Consider the following 15,940-nt stretch of genomic DNA (forward strand, 5'->3'; position numbering starts at 1 on the left):
TTTTTCTAGAAATTTGAAAATCTATAAAATTTTTATGGACATTTTCTCAATTTTGATTATCTATATATGAAAGGAGCGATAATATGAAGCTAAGAATTAAATTCGATGTAAACGAAGGACAAGAAGTAAAGAAAGTTTCTAGAACATTTTCAAATCTAGATGATGCTCTAACTAATGACGAGCTTAAAAATTTTGCCAATGCTTATATAAAGCTAAGCGAAACAGATTCATATAGTTTTGAAAAAATCACTGAAGAAGTTATTTAATTAAAAGAAAGGAAATAATATGCAAACAAAAAAACTAAAACTATCTTTCAAAGATGCCTTGGGCAAAACAAAAATGGTAAGTATAGACCATCCAAAGGCAAATTTGAATAACGAAATTGTAAAAGCACAAATGGGAGAGATGATAAATTCAAAAGTTCTCCAAACAAAAGAAGGTAAAATCACAACTATGAACAAAGCCTATATGGAAAATATTTCAAGAGATGATTTTACACTAGCATAAGATAAAAGACGGGTTTTCCCGTCTTTTCTTTTGCTCTTTTTTATAATAATTTTTATATTAAATTCCTTTTACTTTAATTTTTCTATCGCCAAATCTCTTTTAGGCGAATTTTTTTTATTTTTTTGTATTTTATCTGATTAAACTTTTTCCAAAATTTTTACTAGAATTATGGTGTCGACAAATACAGGCGATCGCAGTTAGGAAAATTTAATGAAAATATGTATAGAAAATTTGGATGCGATTATTGAAAAATACCAACCTCTTTTGCTTTCTATGGCAAATAGATTTGATATTTTTGACAAAAATGAGGCTTATATTATGGCAAGGGACATGGTCTTTGAAATTGTAGAAGACTTTGATGCTAAGAAAGGGTCTTTTGGTGGATATTTGAAATATAGGCTATATTTTTATTTTTTGAATGAGTGTAAGAGGGAAAAAATTTATTCTTTAAATTCTAAGGATATGCAAGGTGTGGAAATTATAGAAAAAATAGATGATGATATTTCGATTGAGGATGATTTTGTAAGAAAAATCGAAATAAAGGAATTGGAAAATGCTCTTAAATCCTTAAAAAAGCAAGAGAGAGAAATTTTGTATTTAAAATATGATAAGAATTTTTCTCACAAGGAAATTGCAAGGCTTTTGAATCTTTCTCCTAAATCTATTACTAATTATCACTACCTTATTATTAAAAAGCTTAGAAAATATTTTGAGAAAGAGGATTTGGTTTAGTCTATTATTGACTAAATTATTAATTTATTGTACACTTAATGTCTAGAGAAGTCTTTCTTCTTTAAAGAAAGGAGGATTTATGGACAAAGTTGTTGCAATTCTTCCAACTATAATCAAGGGAGTTGGGATTGGATGTGAAGTTTATACCAACAAAAAAGTTTTTGTTGATAGGAGATCTTGCGAAGTTTTTTTGAAACACATGGCTTGTGAGAGATCTATTTCTGTTAAACTTATGCACAAAAATATCAGGAAAATTTTAAAGGTTTCTAGGAATTTGCCTTATTGCATCGATGCTTTTAATGTGTTTTTTCCTTTTAAGATTAACCAAACCGAAAATGACGATTTTAGGCGTGGTTTTGTGAATTGTTATTATGTAATGGATATTAAAAACTCAACTATAATTCTTAAAAATGGAATGACTATTTCAAGTCTAAATAGGGACAGGGCGCTTAAAAATAATTTCAACAACGCAAGCAAGATTATGTATATGAAATTTGCAAGAGATATGGCGAAGATGAGAAGATCTATGGATTTTATTGATGAAATTGCTTTGTGATTTTCTTATTATGGAATTTGAAAATCTGAGTTAAAAAAGGCTGTTGTAAAAATGAATAAGTCATTTTTGCAACAGCCTCTTATTTTTTTATTCTCCCATTGCCTCTTTGTCTACAAATAGGTAGCAGTTTGGATGAAGTGATAAGAAGGATGCAGGGAAAGATGGAGAAATTTCTTTGCCTTCTATTAATTTTTTTACTACATCTTTTTTATTTTTACCGCTTGCTACAACTATTAGGGTTTTGGCATTAAAAGCATCTGCCATTCCCATTGAAATGGCGTATTTTGGAACATCATCTTTTGATTCGAAAAATCTTGAGTTTGCTTCGATGGTTGCATCTGCTAATTTTACTATTGATGTTCTTTTATTTAAAAATTCTCCTGGTTCGTTGAAAGCTAGGTGGCCATTTGGTCCAAGGCCTAGAACTTGCAAATCTCTTGTTCCAAAATCGTCTAATAATTTATTGTATTCTTCTGCGTATTTTTCATCGTTTGTGTCTGCTTTTGGTAGGTGGGTATTTTCTTTTTTGATATTTACGTGGTTAAATAAATTTTCATTCATAAAATATTGGTAAGATTGTTCATTTTCCGGACTAATTCCTACGTATTCGTCTAAATTTATTGTTTTTGCCCAATGAAAAGAAATTTCTCCTTCTTTTTGAGCTTTTATTAGGTTTTTATATAATCCGATTGGGGATGAGCCTGTTGCAAGTCCCAATTTTGATTGAGGTTTTTCTTGCAAAATGCTTATAAAAAGATCGGCTGCTTTTTGTGATAATTCTTCGTATGATTCTGAAACTATTACTTTCATTTTTTCTCCTTTTTATTTTTTATGCTATATTTTTTGCTCTTAGGCATTGGGTAAAATTTATTTTGCCTAAGCTTTGATATTAGTATTTTACTGGACTTTTAGATTTTTAAAAGATTTTTCCTTGTTCTAATTTTTAAATGAATGGACTGGAGCTGGGATTCTTCCTCCCCTATTTACAAATTTTTCTGCACTTGAATTATTTACTTCCATAATTGGAGCATAACCCAAAAGTCCTCCAAATTCTGCAAATTCTCCTTTTTTCTTGCCATAAACTGGTATAACTCTTACGGCTGTTGTTTTTTGATTTATAACTCCTATGGCTGCCTCATCCAAAATCATAGCAGAAATTGTTGATGCTGGTGTATCGCCGGCAATTGCAATCATATCAAGACCAACTGAGCAAACTGAAGTCATGGCTTCAAGTTTGTCGAAAGTCAAATGTCCAGCTTGGGCAGCTTTTATCATTCCCTCATCTTCGCTTACTGGAATAAATGCTCCAGAAAGTCCGCCAACTGATGATGATGCCATAAGTCCTCCCTTTTTGACTGCATCATTTAACATGGCAAGGGCAGCTGTTGTTCCGTGTCCTCCAACATTTTCAATTCCAATTTCTTCTAAAATTCTTCCAACGCTATCGCCAATTGCTGGAGTTGGGGCAAGTGATAAATCCAAAATTCCAAATTCTTTGCCAAGTCTTTTGGCAACATCACGACCTATCAAATCTCCCATTCTTGTGATTTTGAAAGCTGTTTTTTTGATTGTTTCGTAAACTTCATTAATTGGTTTTCCCCTATCTTTTTCAAGGGCAGATTTTACAACGCCAGGACCTGAAACTCCTACGTTTATAACTGTATCGCCTTCGCCTACTCCAAGAAAAGAGCCAGCCATAAAAGGATTGTCTTCGACCGCATTTGCAAAGGCAACAAATTTTGCACAACCAAGTGAATCTTGGTCCTTAGTTAATTTTGCCAATTCTTTGATTTTTTCTCCCAAAAGTTTTACCGCATCAAGATTAATTCCAGATCTTGTTGAACCAACATTTACAGATGAGCAAACATAATCTGTAGTAGAAAGGGCATTAGGAATTGAATTTATTAAAATTTCGTCAGATTTTGTCATAGATTTGTGAACAAGGGCAGAAAATCCCCCAATAAAATCAACGCCAACTTCCTTAGCAACCTTGTCCAAAACTTCTGCATAAGGCGTATAATCATCAATTTTTGAGCTTGCCGCAACAAGAGAAATTGGTGTTACGGAAATCCTATTATTAATTATAGGCACCCCATAAATTTCTTGGACAAGTTTTGTGGTTTTGATGAAATTTTCAGTTTCTTTCATCATCTTGTCATAAATTTTTTGACAAGATTTTTTGTAATCACTATCTGCACAATCAAGAAGAGATATGCCCATGGTTATTGTTCTAATATCAAGGTGTTCTTGATCGAGCATTTTTATAGTTTCAATAATTTGCTTTGTATCCATATTAAATCCTTGCCATCTTATCAAAAAGGTCTTCGTTTTGAAGTCTTAGTTCAAGACCAATTTCTTCGCCCAATTTTGTCAAATCATCCTTTATTTTTTCAAAAGATTCATTGGCATTAGTCAAATCAACATTAATGATTCCCACAAAATTTTTCTCCATTATAGTTTGGTTAAAATCTAAAATATTCATATTATATTTATAAAGTAATTCGCTTACCCTATACACTATCCCAGGTTTGTCGTTTCCAATTATGGTTAAAATTGCTTTCATAAAAATCTCCTTTTATTTTCTTACAAATATTTTAGCACATTAGCGAAAATATTGAAATTTATTTATAATTTTTGAAAATAATTTCAAAAAAATAAGGACTAAAAATAAAGTATAAGAAATTTTAATTTGCACTTTTAAATTTTTAAAAATTTATCTAAACAAAATTTAAAATAAGATAATTTTGGACAAAAAAAATCCTGCTTTATGCAGGACTTTTTTTGAAAGATTCTAATTTTTGTTTTTTTATATTTTCGTGTTTGATTTTTACTTATTAATAGTTAAAGTTTGCAACTTCAAAGAAGTCTTGTGGATGTTTACAAGCTGGACAAAGTTTTGGAGCTTTTTTGCCTTCGTAGATATATCCACAGTTTAAACATTTCCATTTAACTGTTTCTTCTTTTTCAAATACTTTTCCATTTTCTATATTATCATGTAATTTTTGGTATCTATCTCTGTGAGCTGCTTCAACTTTTGCGATTTGTTCCCAGCTTCTTGCGATTTCTTCAAATCCTTCTTCTCTTGCAACTTCTGCAAATTTTGGATACATATCTTCAGCTTCTTCATTTTCTCCGCCGATTGCACCTTCAAGATTTGTTAATGTATCATGATATACAACTGGGAATGCTGTATATTCTGGATTTAATTCGATTGCGTCTAATTTAAATTCTTCTTTCAAATATTTATAGAATACTTTAGCGTGTTCTTGTTCGTTTCTTGCTGTTTCTTCAAAAATTTCTTTGATTTGAACATATCCTTCTTTTTTAGCAATTTTAGCTGCGATTGTGTATCTCATTGTTGCTTGAGATTCACCTGCAAATGATGTAATTAAATTGCTAGCTGTTTTTGTTCCTTTTAATTCTGGCATATATGTACTTCCTTTCTACGTATTTTTTTACCGTTTCGTCTTTACAATTATAGTATATCTTTTTATTTAAATTTGTCAAGAATGATTCTAAAGTTTTAATCATTCTAAATAGTGATTTTTATTATCATTATCAATTTAGAAATGTTTTCTCCTATTTTTTAGATTTTATTTGTTTAATTTTTCAAGTATTTTTGTAATAGATTCATGAAATTTATTGAGTAAGTAAACAATTAGAGATAAGTTTTAGTTTTTTAATTTTCTTTTAAAATTTTACTTGTTTACTTATCTAAATTTCTAAAATAAATTTCCCATATTATTCCTTTTTGGGTATAATTTATCCAAAGGAGGATTTGTAATGAAAATTGATTTTAATAATGTCGACTTATCAAATCTCAATTCTTATAAGGAAAAAAGTCTTGATGCTTTTTCTTCTTTAATGAACAAAGACGGAGAAGGAAATGACTTTTTGGGTTGGATTGATAGGCCAAATAACCTAGATATGGAAGAATATGAAAGAATTAAAAAAGCTAGCAAAAAAATCCAAAATAATTCTGATTGTTTGGTAACTATTGGAATAGGCGGATCTTATCTTGGCACTAAGGCTGTTGACTATGCTATGAAAGGATATTTTCCTAAAAATGATAAGACTGAATTGATTTATGCAGGTCATCAAATTTCTGGGGAATATTTGCATGAACTTCTTGATTATCTAAAGGAAAAAGAATTTTCTATTAATGTAATTTCAAAATCAGGTACTACTACTGAACCTGCTATTGCCTTTAGATTTGTTAAGGAGCTTTTGGAAGAAAAATATGGAAAAGAAGAGGCTAGGGAAAGGATATTTGTTACAACTGATAGGCAAAAAGGTGCTTTGAAGGATTTGGCTAACAAGGAAGGCTATGAAACTTTTGTAGTTCCTGATGATATTGGTGGAAGATTTTCTGTAATTTCTGCGGTTGGTCTTTTGCCTTTGTGTGTTGCCGGAATTGACATTGATAAATTTGTCGCTGGATTTAAAAAAGGGATTGAAAATTATACTGTAGATTCTTTTGAAGAAAATAAGGCTATCCAATATGCGGCTATTAGAAATATGTTAAATGAAGATGGCAAAGACCTTGAAGTTTTGGTAAATTATGAGCCAAAATTAAAATATGTTTCTGAATGGTGGAAGCAATTATTTGCTGAAAGTGAAGGAAAAGATGGAAAGGGAATTTTCCCTGTTTCTGTAAATAATACAACCGACCTTCACTCTGTAGGTCAAATGATTCAAGAAGGCAAGAGAAATTTATTTGAAACTGTTTTGAAAGTTGAAAGTGCCAATAAGGACCTTACTATTATGGAAGATGAAGAAAATCTTGATGATCTAAATTATCTTGCTGGCAAAAAAATGTCTTTTGTAAATGAAAAAGCAATGGAAGGGACAATAATTGCCCACGTTAAGGGAAATGTTCCAAATATTTTATTGACAATTGATGATGTTTCAGCTGAAAGTTTGGGAGAATTATTTTATTTCTTTGAAATAGTTGTTGGAGTAAGTGGATATATGCTAGGAGTAAATCCATTTAATCAACCAGGAGTTGAAGAATATAAATCTCAAATGTTCAAATTATTAGGAAAACCAGGATATTAAAAAATTTAAAAATTTTATAATGTGTTTTACAAAAAAAGCTGTAGTAATCTACAGCTTTTTATATTATTATTTATCAGAATATTTCAATGCCCCACCCAAAATTCCATTTACAAAATCTCTAGATTCGTATATTTTGTAGTAGGTAAATTTTTTTTCTAGAAGTAGTTTTGCCCTTATCGTTAATTTATCTTGATTGTCATTGGACAATTTTTTTATATATGTTGCATGAACATTTGTGTCTTTGTTTTTTAAATTATCATATACATCGACATAGGAAATATTTGTTACATCAACCTCAACTTCCAATCCATCTTTTGTCCTTTTTTTGCCCTTTACATCGACTTTTAAATTGGCAAAGTTTGCCTTCAAAAATTCTTCTTGTTCTTTCTTATCAGATGAATAAGATTTTTTCAAAATGTCCTCTACATTGGTAATCTTATCAAAATATTTTTCTTGTTTTTCATAATCCAAATTCTTGATTGAGGCAACAGCCTTATTTATAGTCCTTTGTGGTGTATTTATAAATTTTTGGTATAAAAACAATGGTATCATTAAAATTATAAAAACAAGTAAGAGCTTTATTAAGCTATCTCTTTGTTTTCTTTTTCTTCTATTTCGCCTCTTATCTTGGATTTTTTTATTATTGTATTTATTTGTGTTTTGTCTGTTTGGCTGGCTTTTTTCCAAAAAAGCCTCACTTCTTTTTTTCCTTGTCATAATTTCCCCTAAATAATTTTCTTTTAAGCTGATATTATTATATAATCATAGTGGTGATACTATGAAAAAACAAAAAATAATAATAGCAGATCTTATAGCAATTATTTTTACCTTAATTACAATATACTTACCCTTATTTACAAATAAAATAACCTTTACACAAATATATTTTTTGTATATTTGCGCATATTTTTCAGTAATCTTTTCAAATCAAAAGGATAAAAAAGTTTTTTATTTTTTTATTCCGCTTTTGACACTAAGCCTTATACTTATTTTATTAGATAAAGTAGATATTTACAACATAAATGTAGTAAGAAAAAATTTTTTGACTATAATTAATAAAAATTACAAAATTTTACTAGGAATTTTTCTCTTATATATCATAGAAAGATGCTCAACCAAAATATTTGGCTCTTATTTTTCCATGGCAGTTGGAATAATAAGTCTAATTTTATTTTTGCTTATATATAACACAAAATATTTACAAACTATCGAAAAATATCAAAAATACTTATTTTATATTTTTATTTATTTCTCCTTTGCAAGAATTCTTCCAGCAAAAGAAGTAAATAAGTACCTTTATATAATAACCCTATTGATATTTTTTATAGAAATCCTTGCCATAGACAAATATAAAATTTTTATAGGCTTTCACATTTCAGTAGTTTTGATAATTTATTTAATACTAAAAACAAATATTTACGAAGTGAATTTTGAAAAATATTTTTTGAGCGGACTACTCTACCTATTCCCCTTTACAAAAATAATCCTAAATTCCTTCCTAAATCTGACAAGTCCACTCCTACAAATAGCAACAGGACTTGTGGTATTTTTCCTATCTCTTATTTTTTATCAAATAAGATTAGGTTTTTTAGATTATATATTTTTGGGAATCCATAAAAACAAAAAATAAGGGCATTCGCCCTTATTTTATATTTATTTTTTCAATTTTTTCCTTATAATCACGTCTTAAAAAATATGCACAATAAAGTCCTGCTAAAAATTCTGCTATTATAAATGAATACCAGATTTTATTAATATCTCCAGTTTTTTCTCCAATAAGATACATCAATGGCAATAAAATTATAAATTGTCTTAAAAATGGCTCAAAAAGTGCTATGCCTGCACTTGATAGGGATTGGAAAATTGATGCACATACTATGGAAAATCCTACTGGCAAATATGAAATCGCAACAATTCTAATCATTGGTATTCCTATTTCTTTCATTCTATCTGTGGCTGAAAATAAATTTAAAATCGCCTCTGGAAATACCATAAATATTATCATACCAAAAATTATCATAAGGGTTGCCCACGTGATTGATAATTCTATTGATTTTTTTATTCTCTCTTTGTTTCCCGCCCCAAAATTGTAAGAAATTATTGGAACTATAGCGTTTGATATTCCCAAAACCGGCATAAATTCAAAACTTTGTAGTTTAAACAATACTCCATAAACAGCTATGGCTGATTGACCAAAGCCTGCAAGAATTGTATTTATAAAAAATGTTGCAAAAGATGTGATTGCATTCATCAAAGCTGCCGGAAGCCCTATTGAAAAAATTTCTTTAAAAATTAAATGGGACATTGAAAAGCCTTTGAAAGTCAATTTTACTTCCTTATTTTTTACTAAATTTAATAAAAGTCCTATCAAAGCTCCCAAAATTTGTCCAGTAACTGTTGCAATGGCAGCACCTTTTACTTCAAGTCTTGGAAATCCAAAAAGTCCAAAGATAAAAATGGGATCTAAAATTATATTTATAACCGCCCCAATAACTTGGGTAACCATGGTATAAACTGTAAGTCCTGTTGATTGGAGAAGTTTTTCAAAAAATATTTGGAAAAATACCCCCAAGGATAATGAGCAAACTATATGAAGATAATCTATACCATAAGAAATAATTTTAGGATCATTTGTTTGCATTTTTATAAAAGGTTCAACAAAAAATATTGCAATAAAAACAAAAATCAAAGACATAAGTGCTGACAAAATTATTCCGTGAACCGCAACGCTACTTGCCTTTTTTTCATTTTTCATTCCCAAATACCTAGACAAAAGTGCCGAAACACCAATGGATAAGCCAACACTAAAGGCTATAATTATATTTTGAATTGGAAAAGAAATTGTTACAGCCGTAAGAGCTTTTTCTGATAATCTAGCTACAAAAATTGAATCGACAATATTATAAATCGCTTGAACAAGCATGGAAATTATAATTGGAAGACTCATTTCAAACAACAATTTTCCCTCAGGCATTTTCCCAAGTTTTTCTGATTTTACTTCTGCCATCAAAACTCCTTTCTTTAAACAAAAAATACAGAAAAAATAACGGCAAAAGCCGCTATTTATTATTCATTTTCGATTTGCTTTTCTCTTCCTATTATACTTTTTTCTACTGTTTTTCTTCTTTTTCTAGAATCATCTTGATCATTTATTAATGGATTTTGAGAAAAACTTAATCTTTCGTTAAAATCGTCAAGCAAGTCTTTATTAATATTTTCTATTATAAAGCTATCTGACAAGGCTTTTAGCATAAATTTTTTGTCTGGTCTTTTTTCATAGGATTCGCCAAACACCTTATCTTTTATAGCAAGCTCTATTAAATTTACACCTGAAAGGTTTGTGTAATAGAAAGTTCTACCTTGTCTGACATTCATTTCCAAACAATAAATTTTTCCTGTTTTAGAATCTTTTTTGAAGTCAAAGTTAAATAAACCATAATAATCTATTTTTTCAACTATTTTTTTTGCAATTTCATAAAATTCTTCATCTTGATAGTCGATTTGAACAAGATGATTGCCAACCCACATATCTCTATGATCTGATAATAAATTTCTAGCTAAGGTCATTGAAACTTTTCCATCATTAGCCCTATATCCATTGAGGGAATATTCGCTTCCATCTACTCCATTTATATATTCTTGAACTATCATATTATGATCGTAGCCTTTTTCAAATATTTCCTTTAGAATATCTATTGCCTCTTGTTTTGATTTTATTTTATAACCCTTTTTCTTATTTTTAAGGTCTAAATCCAAAAATTGTGAATAATCATCAGCTTTTAAAAAAAGCTCGCCATCAAGGTCCAACTGATCCAAATTATCCTTATTTATTAGTTGAGTTTTTGGATAAATGATATTGTTTTTATCTAATAACTTATAAAAATTTGATTTTTCTATAAGTTTTTCTCCCATTTCTTTGTTAGGATAAGGAATTTCAAAATCAAATTCTAATCTGTCTATGTTTTTTAAAAGCATTGACATATATTCTTCAGTTGGTACAAAAAAAACTAATTTTTCATCCTTGTGTTTCTTACCTATCTTATTTAAATGTTTTACAAAAACATCATCATCTGTTGAAAAATTATTTTTTGTATTAATATCAGCAATCTTTGAATCGACAAAAGGTACTAATACTGCACTACCAGCTACAATAGCTTTTTTTGAAAAAGCCTCATAGAAACTTCTTGCTACGGAGTAAGAATTGGAATCTGTTCCCAAGATTAAAGCATTAAATTTTTCCATTATTAATAAAAAACCTCCTAAATCATAAAGTTTTAAAATATTTTATTCAATATACAAAGAAAATAAGGGAAATAATCATCATTAGACTTAAATCCAATGATTAAATTATAACCCTAATCTTCTAAAATATCTATTTAAAATATTGACTCTAAAGATTTGTTATCTCTTTCTTCATCTAATTTTTCAATAAATTCTTCGAAAGATACGTCTTTTGTTTCTTCTCCGTCTCTATTTCTTACTGTTAATTTTCCAGATTTTTCTTCATTTTCGCCTACTACTAGCATGTAGTTTGTTCTCATAAGTTGAGCTTGTCTGATTTTATATCCTACTCCCTCACTTCTGTGGTCAACTTCTACTCTGTAGCCTGCTTTTTTGATTTTTTTAGCCAAATCGTCTGCGAAATCTGCAAATTTATCTGATACTGGAATTATTTCAACTTGTTTTGGATTTATCCAAAGTGGAAATCTTCCTGCAAATTGTTCTGTAACTGAACCAATAAATCTTTCAATTGATCCAAGAAGGGCCCTGTGAAGCATTACTGGTCTTTTCTTTTCGCCGTTTTCGTCTATATATGTTAGGTCAAAGTTTTGTGGTAATTGGAAATCTAGTTGGATTGTTCCACATTGCCATGTTCTTTTTGCTGCATCTTCCAAGTGGAAGTCAATTTTTGGTCCATAAAATGCTCCGTCTTTTGGATTTATTGTATAATCAATTCCTCTTTCAATCAAAGCATCTTCTAGGGCTTTTTCTGCAAAATCCCATTCTTCAATTTTTCCCATAAAATCATCTGGTCTTGTTGATAATTCTATTTTATATTTAAAGCCAAATGTTGAATATAAAAGATCAGCAAGGTCTATCATTTTAAATACTTCATCTTTTACTTGACTTGGCAAACAATAAACGTGGGCATCATCTTGAGTAAATGTTCTTACTCTGAAAAGTCCGTGAAGGGCTCCTGATAATTCGTGTCTGTGAACTTGGCCGTATTCTGCAAGTCTAATTGGAAGATCTCTGTATGAATGTGGTTCTTCTCCGTAAACTAAAACTGATCCAGGACAGTTCATTGGTTTTACTGCATAATTTTCTCCGTCAATTTTTGTAAAATACATATTTTCCTTGTAATGATCCCAGTGACCTGATCTATGCCACAATTCTTCATTCATTATAAGTGGAGTTTGAATTTCGCCGTAACCATTTTCAGCCAAAACATCTGTCCACCAATTTAAAAGCTCATGTCTTAAAATCATTCCGTTTTCTTTAAAGAATGGGAATCCTGGAGCTTCATCATGGAAAGAAAATAAATTCATTTCCTTACCAATTTTTCTGTGGTCACGTCTTTTAGCTTCTTCTTGAAGTTCAATATATTCATCTAATTGTTTTTTCTTTTCAAAGCTTATACCATAAATTCTTTGAAGCATTTTTCTATCAGAGTCGCCTCTCCAATAAGCACCAGCTATAGAATTTAATTTGATTGCCTTGATTGATTTTGTTGAAAGAAGATGAGGTCCCTTGCAAAGGTCAACAAATACATTATCGCTCATTTCATAAAGAGTAATAATTTCATCTTCTGGAAGATCTTCAATTAATTCAACCTTGTATTCTTGATTTTCTTTTTTAAAATATTCCAAAGCTTCATTTCTTGAAATTTCTTTTCTTACCATTTTCAAATCTTTTTTGGCAATTTCTTTCATTTTTTCTTCGATTTTTGGAAGATCTTCTGGAACAAATCTGTGTTCAAGATCTATATCATAATAAAATCCGCTTTCAATTGCAGGTCCAATCGCAAATTTTGCATCAGGCCAAATCTCTTTAATAGCAGCAGCCATCAAATGACTTGTTGTATGCCAAAAAATTTCTTTTCCTTCTTTGTCTTCAAATTTTATAACCTTAAAATCAGAGTCTTCATTAATAGGTTCAGCATAGCCCATAACTTTTCCATTAACTACAGCGCCCAAAGCTGATCTGAATAATCCTTCAGAAATATCTTTTGTAACATCTCCAACACTTACACCTTTTTCATATTCTTTTACACTTTCATCAGGTAATTTAATTTTTATCATTTTCTCACTCCTTAAAAATTTTTATCCACACTTTCTTAAATTTCAGAAAGATTTAGTAACAAATTTCAAATAAAGCACAACCATTAAATAAATTTATAAGATAGAATTTAAAATTTTAAAATAAAAAAGACACACCATCCCAAAGGACGATGTGTCGTGGTTCCACCTTAATTTATACTCATTAATGTTTTAAGGCAGGTCATGCCTTTCGTATTAGCGAAAATATCAGGGGTGGTCTTGGGGATAATCTTAATCAAAAGCTCTCAGCAAACACTTTTTCTCTGTAAAAAAAGTAAAATCCTTACTCTTCCCATCATCTATCTATTTTTTCTTATAAATCTATGTTACTAGCAAAATATTTTTTTGCAAATTTATTTTTAAATTCTTTTAAAAATGTTTTCAGATTTTTTCAATAAAAGCAAAATGATTTTTACTTGCCTATGAATTTTTATTTAAAAATCTAGAGAAAATTGTTAAAATTTTCTAATATGTGATATAATACTTATAAGAAATAAGAAAGGAATTATTATGGATTTTACACCTTCTCCAATTAAAAGAAAATTTATAAAAGATGAAGCCTATGACCTTATTTCAAAAAAAATCATTTCTGGCGAATTAAAACCTAAATCAAAAATTCGTATAAATGAATTGTCTGAGGCCCTTGGGATTTCTAGAACTCCTGTTAGAGAGGCTATTTTAAGGCTTGAAGATGAGGGGCTTATTTTGTCAAAGGCAAACAGGTGGACAATGGTTGCTCCTATCGATGTTGATGAAACTTTAAATATTTATCCTATAATTTCTAGTTTGGAAAAACTTGCTTTGGAGCTTGGATTTGAAAATATTAATGATGAAATGATAGAAAATCTTGAATATATTAATGAAAATATTAAAAAAGTTCAAGACAAAAAAAATCATATAAAAATTTTAGAATTAGACCAAGCTTTTCACAAAGAAATTATTGATCTTGCACAAAACAAAGAAATTGAATCTTTGCTTGATGGTTTAAAAAGAAAAGTTTCTAGGGTGGATATTTATTTTTTTGAAGATGATAGCCACAAGATGTCAAGTTTTGATGAGCACGCAGAAATTATAAAATTTTTGAAAAAAAGAGATTTGGATAAGGCTTTAAAGGCTGTTGAAAAAAACTGGGCAACTACTATGTCAAGTCTTGAAGATATTGATTTTTCAAATTATGAAGATGAGGAGCTATTCTAAATTATTTTTTTCATTTTAATTAATTGATATAATTTAATTTTTATTGGATTTATGTTTTAAAATAATATTGAATTTTTAATTTTACATATTGCCTTTTCTTATTTTTGTTTTAATTTTTGTAAAATGGCTATAAATAGGATAGGAGGCTTGTATGAAAATTAATGGCGACAATTTAGTTTCTATATCCACTGCTAACAAAAATTTTTCAAAAATTGCAAGGCTTGCTGACAAAAAAGGTTCTGCTGTAATTTTGAAAAATAACAAGATTAAATATATTGTCCTTCCTTACAAGGAAGTTAAAAAAGAGGAAATTTTTCCTGATGAAAATATTGAGGATCTTGCTCAAAGACTAATTGAAAAAATCAAGGACGAATACAATATTCAATTAAAACTTGATATTGAAAATAATTAAAAAAATTAGAATTTTCTTAAATTTTTAGGAAAATTCTTTTTTTATAATGATAAAAGGAGTTTTTATGTTAAAATTTATGAAAAAAATCCCGGGAGGGCTTTTGCTTATTCCTATGTTGATTTCTGCGATTTTTTATACTTTTTTCCCAAATTTTTTTAATGTTGGTACAGTTTCTGGGACTTTTTTTACAAAAAAGGGGATAAATTATATTCTCGGTTTGATTTGTTTTTTGTCGGCAACTTCTCTTGATTTGAAAAATTTGAAAAACATCATTAGAAAACAAGGCTCTATCCTTTTATTAAAATTCATTATTTCTTTGATTTTTGGAATTTTATTTGTTAAATTTTTTGGACTTGATGGAATTTTTGGAATTTCTGCTCTTGCTTTTATCACTTGTATTTGTTCTTTAAATCCTGCTTTATATCTTGCTCTTTCTTATGATTATGGGGATAAGGATGATATTGCAGCTTTTTCTCTTGCAGAAATTTTGTGTATGCCTGCTTTTCCTATTTTAATTTTTTCAATTTCAAAAAGTTCTGTAATTGATTGGACTCCTCTTATTTCGATTTTAATTCCTTTGATTTTTGGTATAATTATTGGAAATTTCGACAGAGAAATGGCTGAATTTTTTTATCCTGCTATTAATATTTTGACTCCTTTTATGGGTTGGTCTTTTGGTTCTGGTATAAATTTAATTAGCGCTTTCAAGGCTAGTTTTCAAGGGATTTTTATAAGTATTTTATTTTACATTTTTACTTTGCCTATATTATTTTTCTATGAAAGAAAAATTTTAAGGGAAAATGGCATAACAAGTATAGGAATTTCATCTATTGCTGGTCTTTCAACTTCTGTTCCAGAAATTTTGGCTAATAGTGACCAAAGTCTTGCAGCTATTTCTCAAACTGCAACGGCTCAAATCGCTCTTGGTGTTTTACTTACAAGTTTTTTTACTCCTTTTATTATGGGTAAATTTGCAAATAAACTTAAGCGTGAGAATGAAAATTAAAGATAATTTCTATTTAAATTTTTAAGTGATATAATTATATAGAAAAATAAAATAGGTAGAGTAGGGTTAAGGCGTTAAGTGCTAGAAAATGGGATGTTGTTTCTAGACGAAAGATTTTAACCTGCATCCGCTACATCATTTCCTATGATGGC

General features: G+C 29.2%; 17 protein-coding genes, 1 riboswitch and 1 other annotated feature. Of the genes, 9 read left to right on the forward strand and 8 right to left on the reverse strand.

Annotated elements, in window-relative coordinates:
- The first annotated feature begins 83 nt into the window (after positions 1-83).
- From HGAG_RS08640 to HGAG_RS08655, 4 genes are all read left to right on the forward strand, one after another.
- Entirely contained in the window at positions 84-266 is a 183-nt protein-coding gene (locus tag HGAG_RS08640; protein ID WP_004839510.1) for a DUF1659 domain-containing protein, read from the forward strand.
- A gap of 19 nt (positions 267-285) precedes the next feature.
- Positions 286-507 (forward strand): DUF2922 domain-containing protein, encoded by a 222-nt coding sequence (locus HGAG_RS08645; RefSeq protein WP_019118769.1) that lies wholly within the window; start codon positions 286-288, stop codon positions 505-507.
- A gap of 210 nt (positions 508-717) precedes the next feature.
- Complete coding sequence (locus HGAG_RS08650) at positions 718-1,239, forward strand: sigma-70 family RNA polymerase sigma factor (protein WP_019118770.1); 522 nt, start codon at positions 718-720, stop codon at positions 1,237-1,239.
- A gap of 79 nt (positions 1,240-1,318) precedes the next feature.
- Complete coding sequence (locus HGAG_RS08655) at positions 1,319-1,795, forward strand: hypothetical protein (RefSeq protein WP_019118771.1); 477 nt, start codon at positions 1,319-1,321, stop codon at positions 1,793-1,795.
- An 87-nt stretch (positions 1,796-1,882) separates the two neighbouring features.
- Here HGAG_RS08655 and nagB read toward each other — a convergent pair whose 3' ends face one another.
- From nagB to rbr, 4 genes are all read right to left on the reverse strand, one after another.
- Positions 1,883-2,605 carry a glucosamine-6-phosphate deaminase gene (nagB, locus tag HGAG_RS08660; protein WP_019118772.1) on the reverse strand — a complete coding sequence of 241 codons (723 nt, stop codon included), beginning with the start codon at positions 2,603-2,605 and terminating at the stop codon, positions 1,883-1,885.
- A 126-nt stretch (positions 2,606-2,731) separates the two neighbouring features.
- Entirely contained in the window at positions 2,732-4,087 is a 1,356-nt protein-coding gene (locus HGAG_RS08665; protein WP_019118773.1) for a PFL family protein, read from the reverse strand.
- A gap of 1 nt (position 4,088) precedes the next feature.
- Positions 4,089-4,358: an ACT domain-containing protein gene (locus tag HGAG_RS08670; protein ID WP_004839516.1), complete on the reverse strand. Its 270-nt coding sequence runs from the start codon at positions 4,356-4,358 to the stop codon at positions 4,089-4,091.
- 271 nt (positions 4,359-4,629) lie between these two features.
- On the reverse strand, positions 4,630-5,223 hold the full coding sequence (rbr, locus tag HGAG_RS08675) for a rubrerythrin (RefSeq protein WP_019118774.1): 594 nt from the start codon (positions 5,221-5,223) through the stop codon (positions 4,630-4,632).
- A gap of 355 nt (positions 5,224-5,578) precedes the next feature.
- Between rbr and HGAG_RS08680 the strand changes: the two genes are divergently transcribed.
- Positions 5,579-6,853 carry a glucose-6-phosphate isomerase gene (locus HGAG_RS08680; RefSeq protein ID WP_019118775.1) on the forward strand — a complete coding sequence of 425 codons (1,275 nt, stop codon included), beginning with the start codon at positions 5,579-5,581 and terminating at the stop codon, positions 6,851-6,853.
- 66 nt (positions 6,854-6,919) lie between these two features.
- Here the strand turns inward: HGAG_RS08680 and HGAG_RS08685 are convergent, their stop codons facing one another.
- Positions 6,920-7,570 (reverse strand): hypothetical protein, encoded by a 651-nt coding sequence (locus tag HGAG_RS08685; RefSeq protein WP_019118776.1) that lies wholly within the window; start codon positions 7,568-7,570, stop codon positions 6,920-6,922.
- Between the two features lie 61 nt (positions 7,571-7,631).
- Between HGAG_RS08685 and HGAG_RS08690 the strand changes: the two genes are divergently transcribed.
- Positions 7,632-8,483 carry a hypothetical protein gene (locus HGAG_RS08690; RefSeq protein WP_019118777.1) on the forward strand — a complete coding sequence of 284 codons (852 nt, stop codon included), beginning with the start codon at positions 7,632-7,634 and terminating at the stop codon, positions 8,481-8,483.
- A gap of 12 nt (positions 8,484-8,495) precedes the next feature.
- Here the strand turns inward: HGAG_RS08690 and HGAG_RS08695 are convergent, their stop codons facing one another.
- The 3 genes from HGAG_RS08695 to thrS form a co-directional block, all read right to left on the reverse strand.
- Positions 8,496-9,860 (reverse strand): MATE family efflux transporter, encoded by a 1,365-nt coding sequence (locus tag HGAG_RS08695; RefSeq protein WP_019118778.1) that lies wholly within the window; start codon positions 9,858-9,860, stop codon positions 8,496-8,498.
- 59 nt (positions 9,861-9,919) lie between these two features.
- Positions 9,920-11,095 (reverse strand): carboxylate--amine ligase, encoded by a 1,176-nt coding sequence (locus HGAG_RS08700; protein ID WP_019118779.1) that lies wholly within the window; start codon positions 11,093-11,095, stop codon positions 9,920-9,922.
- Between the two features lie 134 nt (positions 11,096-11,229).
- Complete coding sequence (gene thrS, locus HGAG_RS08705) at positions 11,230-13,155, reverse strand: threonine--tRNA ligase (protein WP_019118780.1); 1,926 nt, start codon at positions 13,153-13,155, stop codon at positions 11,230-11,232.
- Positions 13,156-13,294: 139 nt separating this feature from the next.
- Positions 13,295-13,481, reverse strand: a binding site (T-box leader).
- A gap of 202 nt (positions 13,482-13,683) precedes the next feature.
- On the opposite strand from thrS, the gene HGAG_RS08710 reads away from it, so the two are divergent.
- The 3 genes from HGAG_RS08710 to HGAG_RS08720 all read left to right on the forward strand — a co-directional run bounded on the left by HGAG_RS08710 (position 13,684) and on the right by HGAG_RS08720 (position 15,788).
- Positions 13,684-14,370, forward strand: a complete 687-nt coding sequence (locus HGAG_RS08710) for a GntR family transcriptional regulator (RefSeq protein ID WP_019118781.1) — start codon at positions 13,684-13,686, stop codon at positions 14,368-14,370.
- Between the two features lie 151 nt (positions 14,371-14,521).
- Positions 14,522-14,782, forward strand: coding sequence for a prevent-host-death protein (locus HGAG_RS08715; RefSeq protein ID WP_004839526.1), 261 nt, complete (start codon positions 14,522-14,524; stop codon positions 14,780-14,782).
- Between the two features lie 64 nt (positions 14,783-14,846).
- Positions 14,847-15,788 (forward strand): 2-keto-3-deoxygluconate permease, encoded by a 942-nt coding sequence (locus tag HGAG_RS08720; RefSeq protein WP_019118782.1) that lies wholly within the window; start codon positions 14,847-14,849, stop codon positions 15,786-15,788.
- A gap of 54 nt (positions 15,789-15,842) precedes the next feature.
- Positions 15,843-15,923: riboswitch (THF riboswitch) on the forward strand.
- The last annotated feature ends 17 nt before the right edge of the window (positions 15,924-15,940 follow it).

The sequence above is a fragment of the Anaerococcus obesiensis ph10 genome (assembly GCF_000311745.1).
Taxonomy (GTDB): domain Bacteria; phylum Bacillota; class Clostridia; order Tissierellales; family Peptoniphilaceae; genus Anaerococcus; species Anaerococcus vaginalis.

What these genes read in the sequence shown, in the direction of transcription:
- HGAG_RS08665 (WP_019118773.1), bottom strand. Translation starts at nt 4,087, where the DNA reads ATGGATACAAAGCAAATTATTGAAACTATAAAAATGCTCGATCAAGAA.
- HGAG_RS08690 (WP_019118777.1), top strand. Translation starts at nt 7,632, where the DNA reads ATGAAAAAACAAAAAATAATAATAGCAGATCTTATAGCAATTATTTTT.
- HGAG_RS08720 (WP_019118782.1), top strand. Translation starts at nt 14,847, where the DNA reads ATGTTAAAATTTATGAAAAAAATCCCGGGAGGGCTTTTGCTTATTCCT.
- HGAG_RS08685 (WP_019118776.1), bottom strand. Translation starts at nt 7,570, where the DNA reads ATGACAAGGAAAAAAAGAAGTGAGGCTTTTTTGGAAAAAAGCCAGCCA.
- HGAG_RS08645 (WP_019118769.1), top strand. Translation starts at nt 286, where the DNA reads ATGCAAACAAAAAAACTAAAACTATCTTTCAAAGATGCCTTGGGCAAA.
- HGAG_RS08655 (WP_019118771.1), top strand. Translation starts at nt 1,319, where the DNA reads ATGGACAAAGTTGTTGCAATTCTTCCAACTATAATCAAGGGAGTTGGG.
- HGAG_RS08715 (WP_004839526.1), top strand. Translation starts at nt 14,522, where the DNA reads ATGAAAATTAATGGCGACAATTTAGTTTCTATATCCACTGCTAACAAA.
- HGAG_RS08695 (WP_019118778.1), bottom strand. Translation starts at nt 9,860, where the DNA reads ATGGCAGAAGTAAAATCAGAAAAACTTGGGAAAATGCCTGAGGGAAAA.
- HGAG_RS08710 (WP_019118781.1), top strand. Translation starts at nt 13,684, where the DNA reads ATGGATTTTACACCTTCTCCAATTAAAAGAAAATTTATAAAAGATGAA.
- HGAG_RS08680 (WP_019118775.1), top strand. Translation starts at nt 5,579, where the DNA reads ATGAAAATTGATTTTAATAATGTCGACTTATCAAATCTCAATTCTTAT.
- HGAG_RS08640 (WP_004839510.1), top strand. Translation starts at nt 84, where the DNA reads ATGAAGCTAAGAATTAAATTCGATGTAAACGAAGGACAAGAAGTAAAG.
- HGAG_RS08670 (WP_004839516.1), bottom strand. Translation starts at nt 4,358, where the DNA reads ATGAAAGCAATTTTAACCATAATTGGAAACGACAAACCTGGGATAGTG.
- nagB (WP_019118772.1), bottom strand. Translation starts at nt 2,605, where the DNA reads ATGAAAGTAATAGTTTCAGAATCATACGAAGAATTATCACAAAAAGCA.
- HGAG_RS08650 (WP_019118770.1), top strand. Translation starts at nt 718, where the DNA reads ATGAAAATATGTATAGAAAATTTGGATGCGATTATTGAAAAATACCAA.
- HGAG_RS08700 (WP_019118779.1), bottom strand. Translation starts at nt 11,095, where the DNA reads ATGGAAAAATTTAATGCTTTAATCTTGGGAACAGATTCCAATTCTTAC.
- thrS (WP_019118780.1), bottom strand. Translation starts at nt 13,155, where the DNA reads ATGATAAAAATTAAATTACCTGATGAAAGTGTAAAAGAATATGAAAAA.
- rbr (WP_019118774.1), bottom strand. Translation starts at nt 5,223, where the DNA reads ATGCCAGAATTAAAAGGAACAAAAACAGCTAGCAATTTAATTACATCA.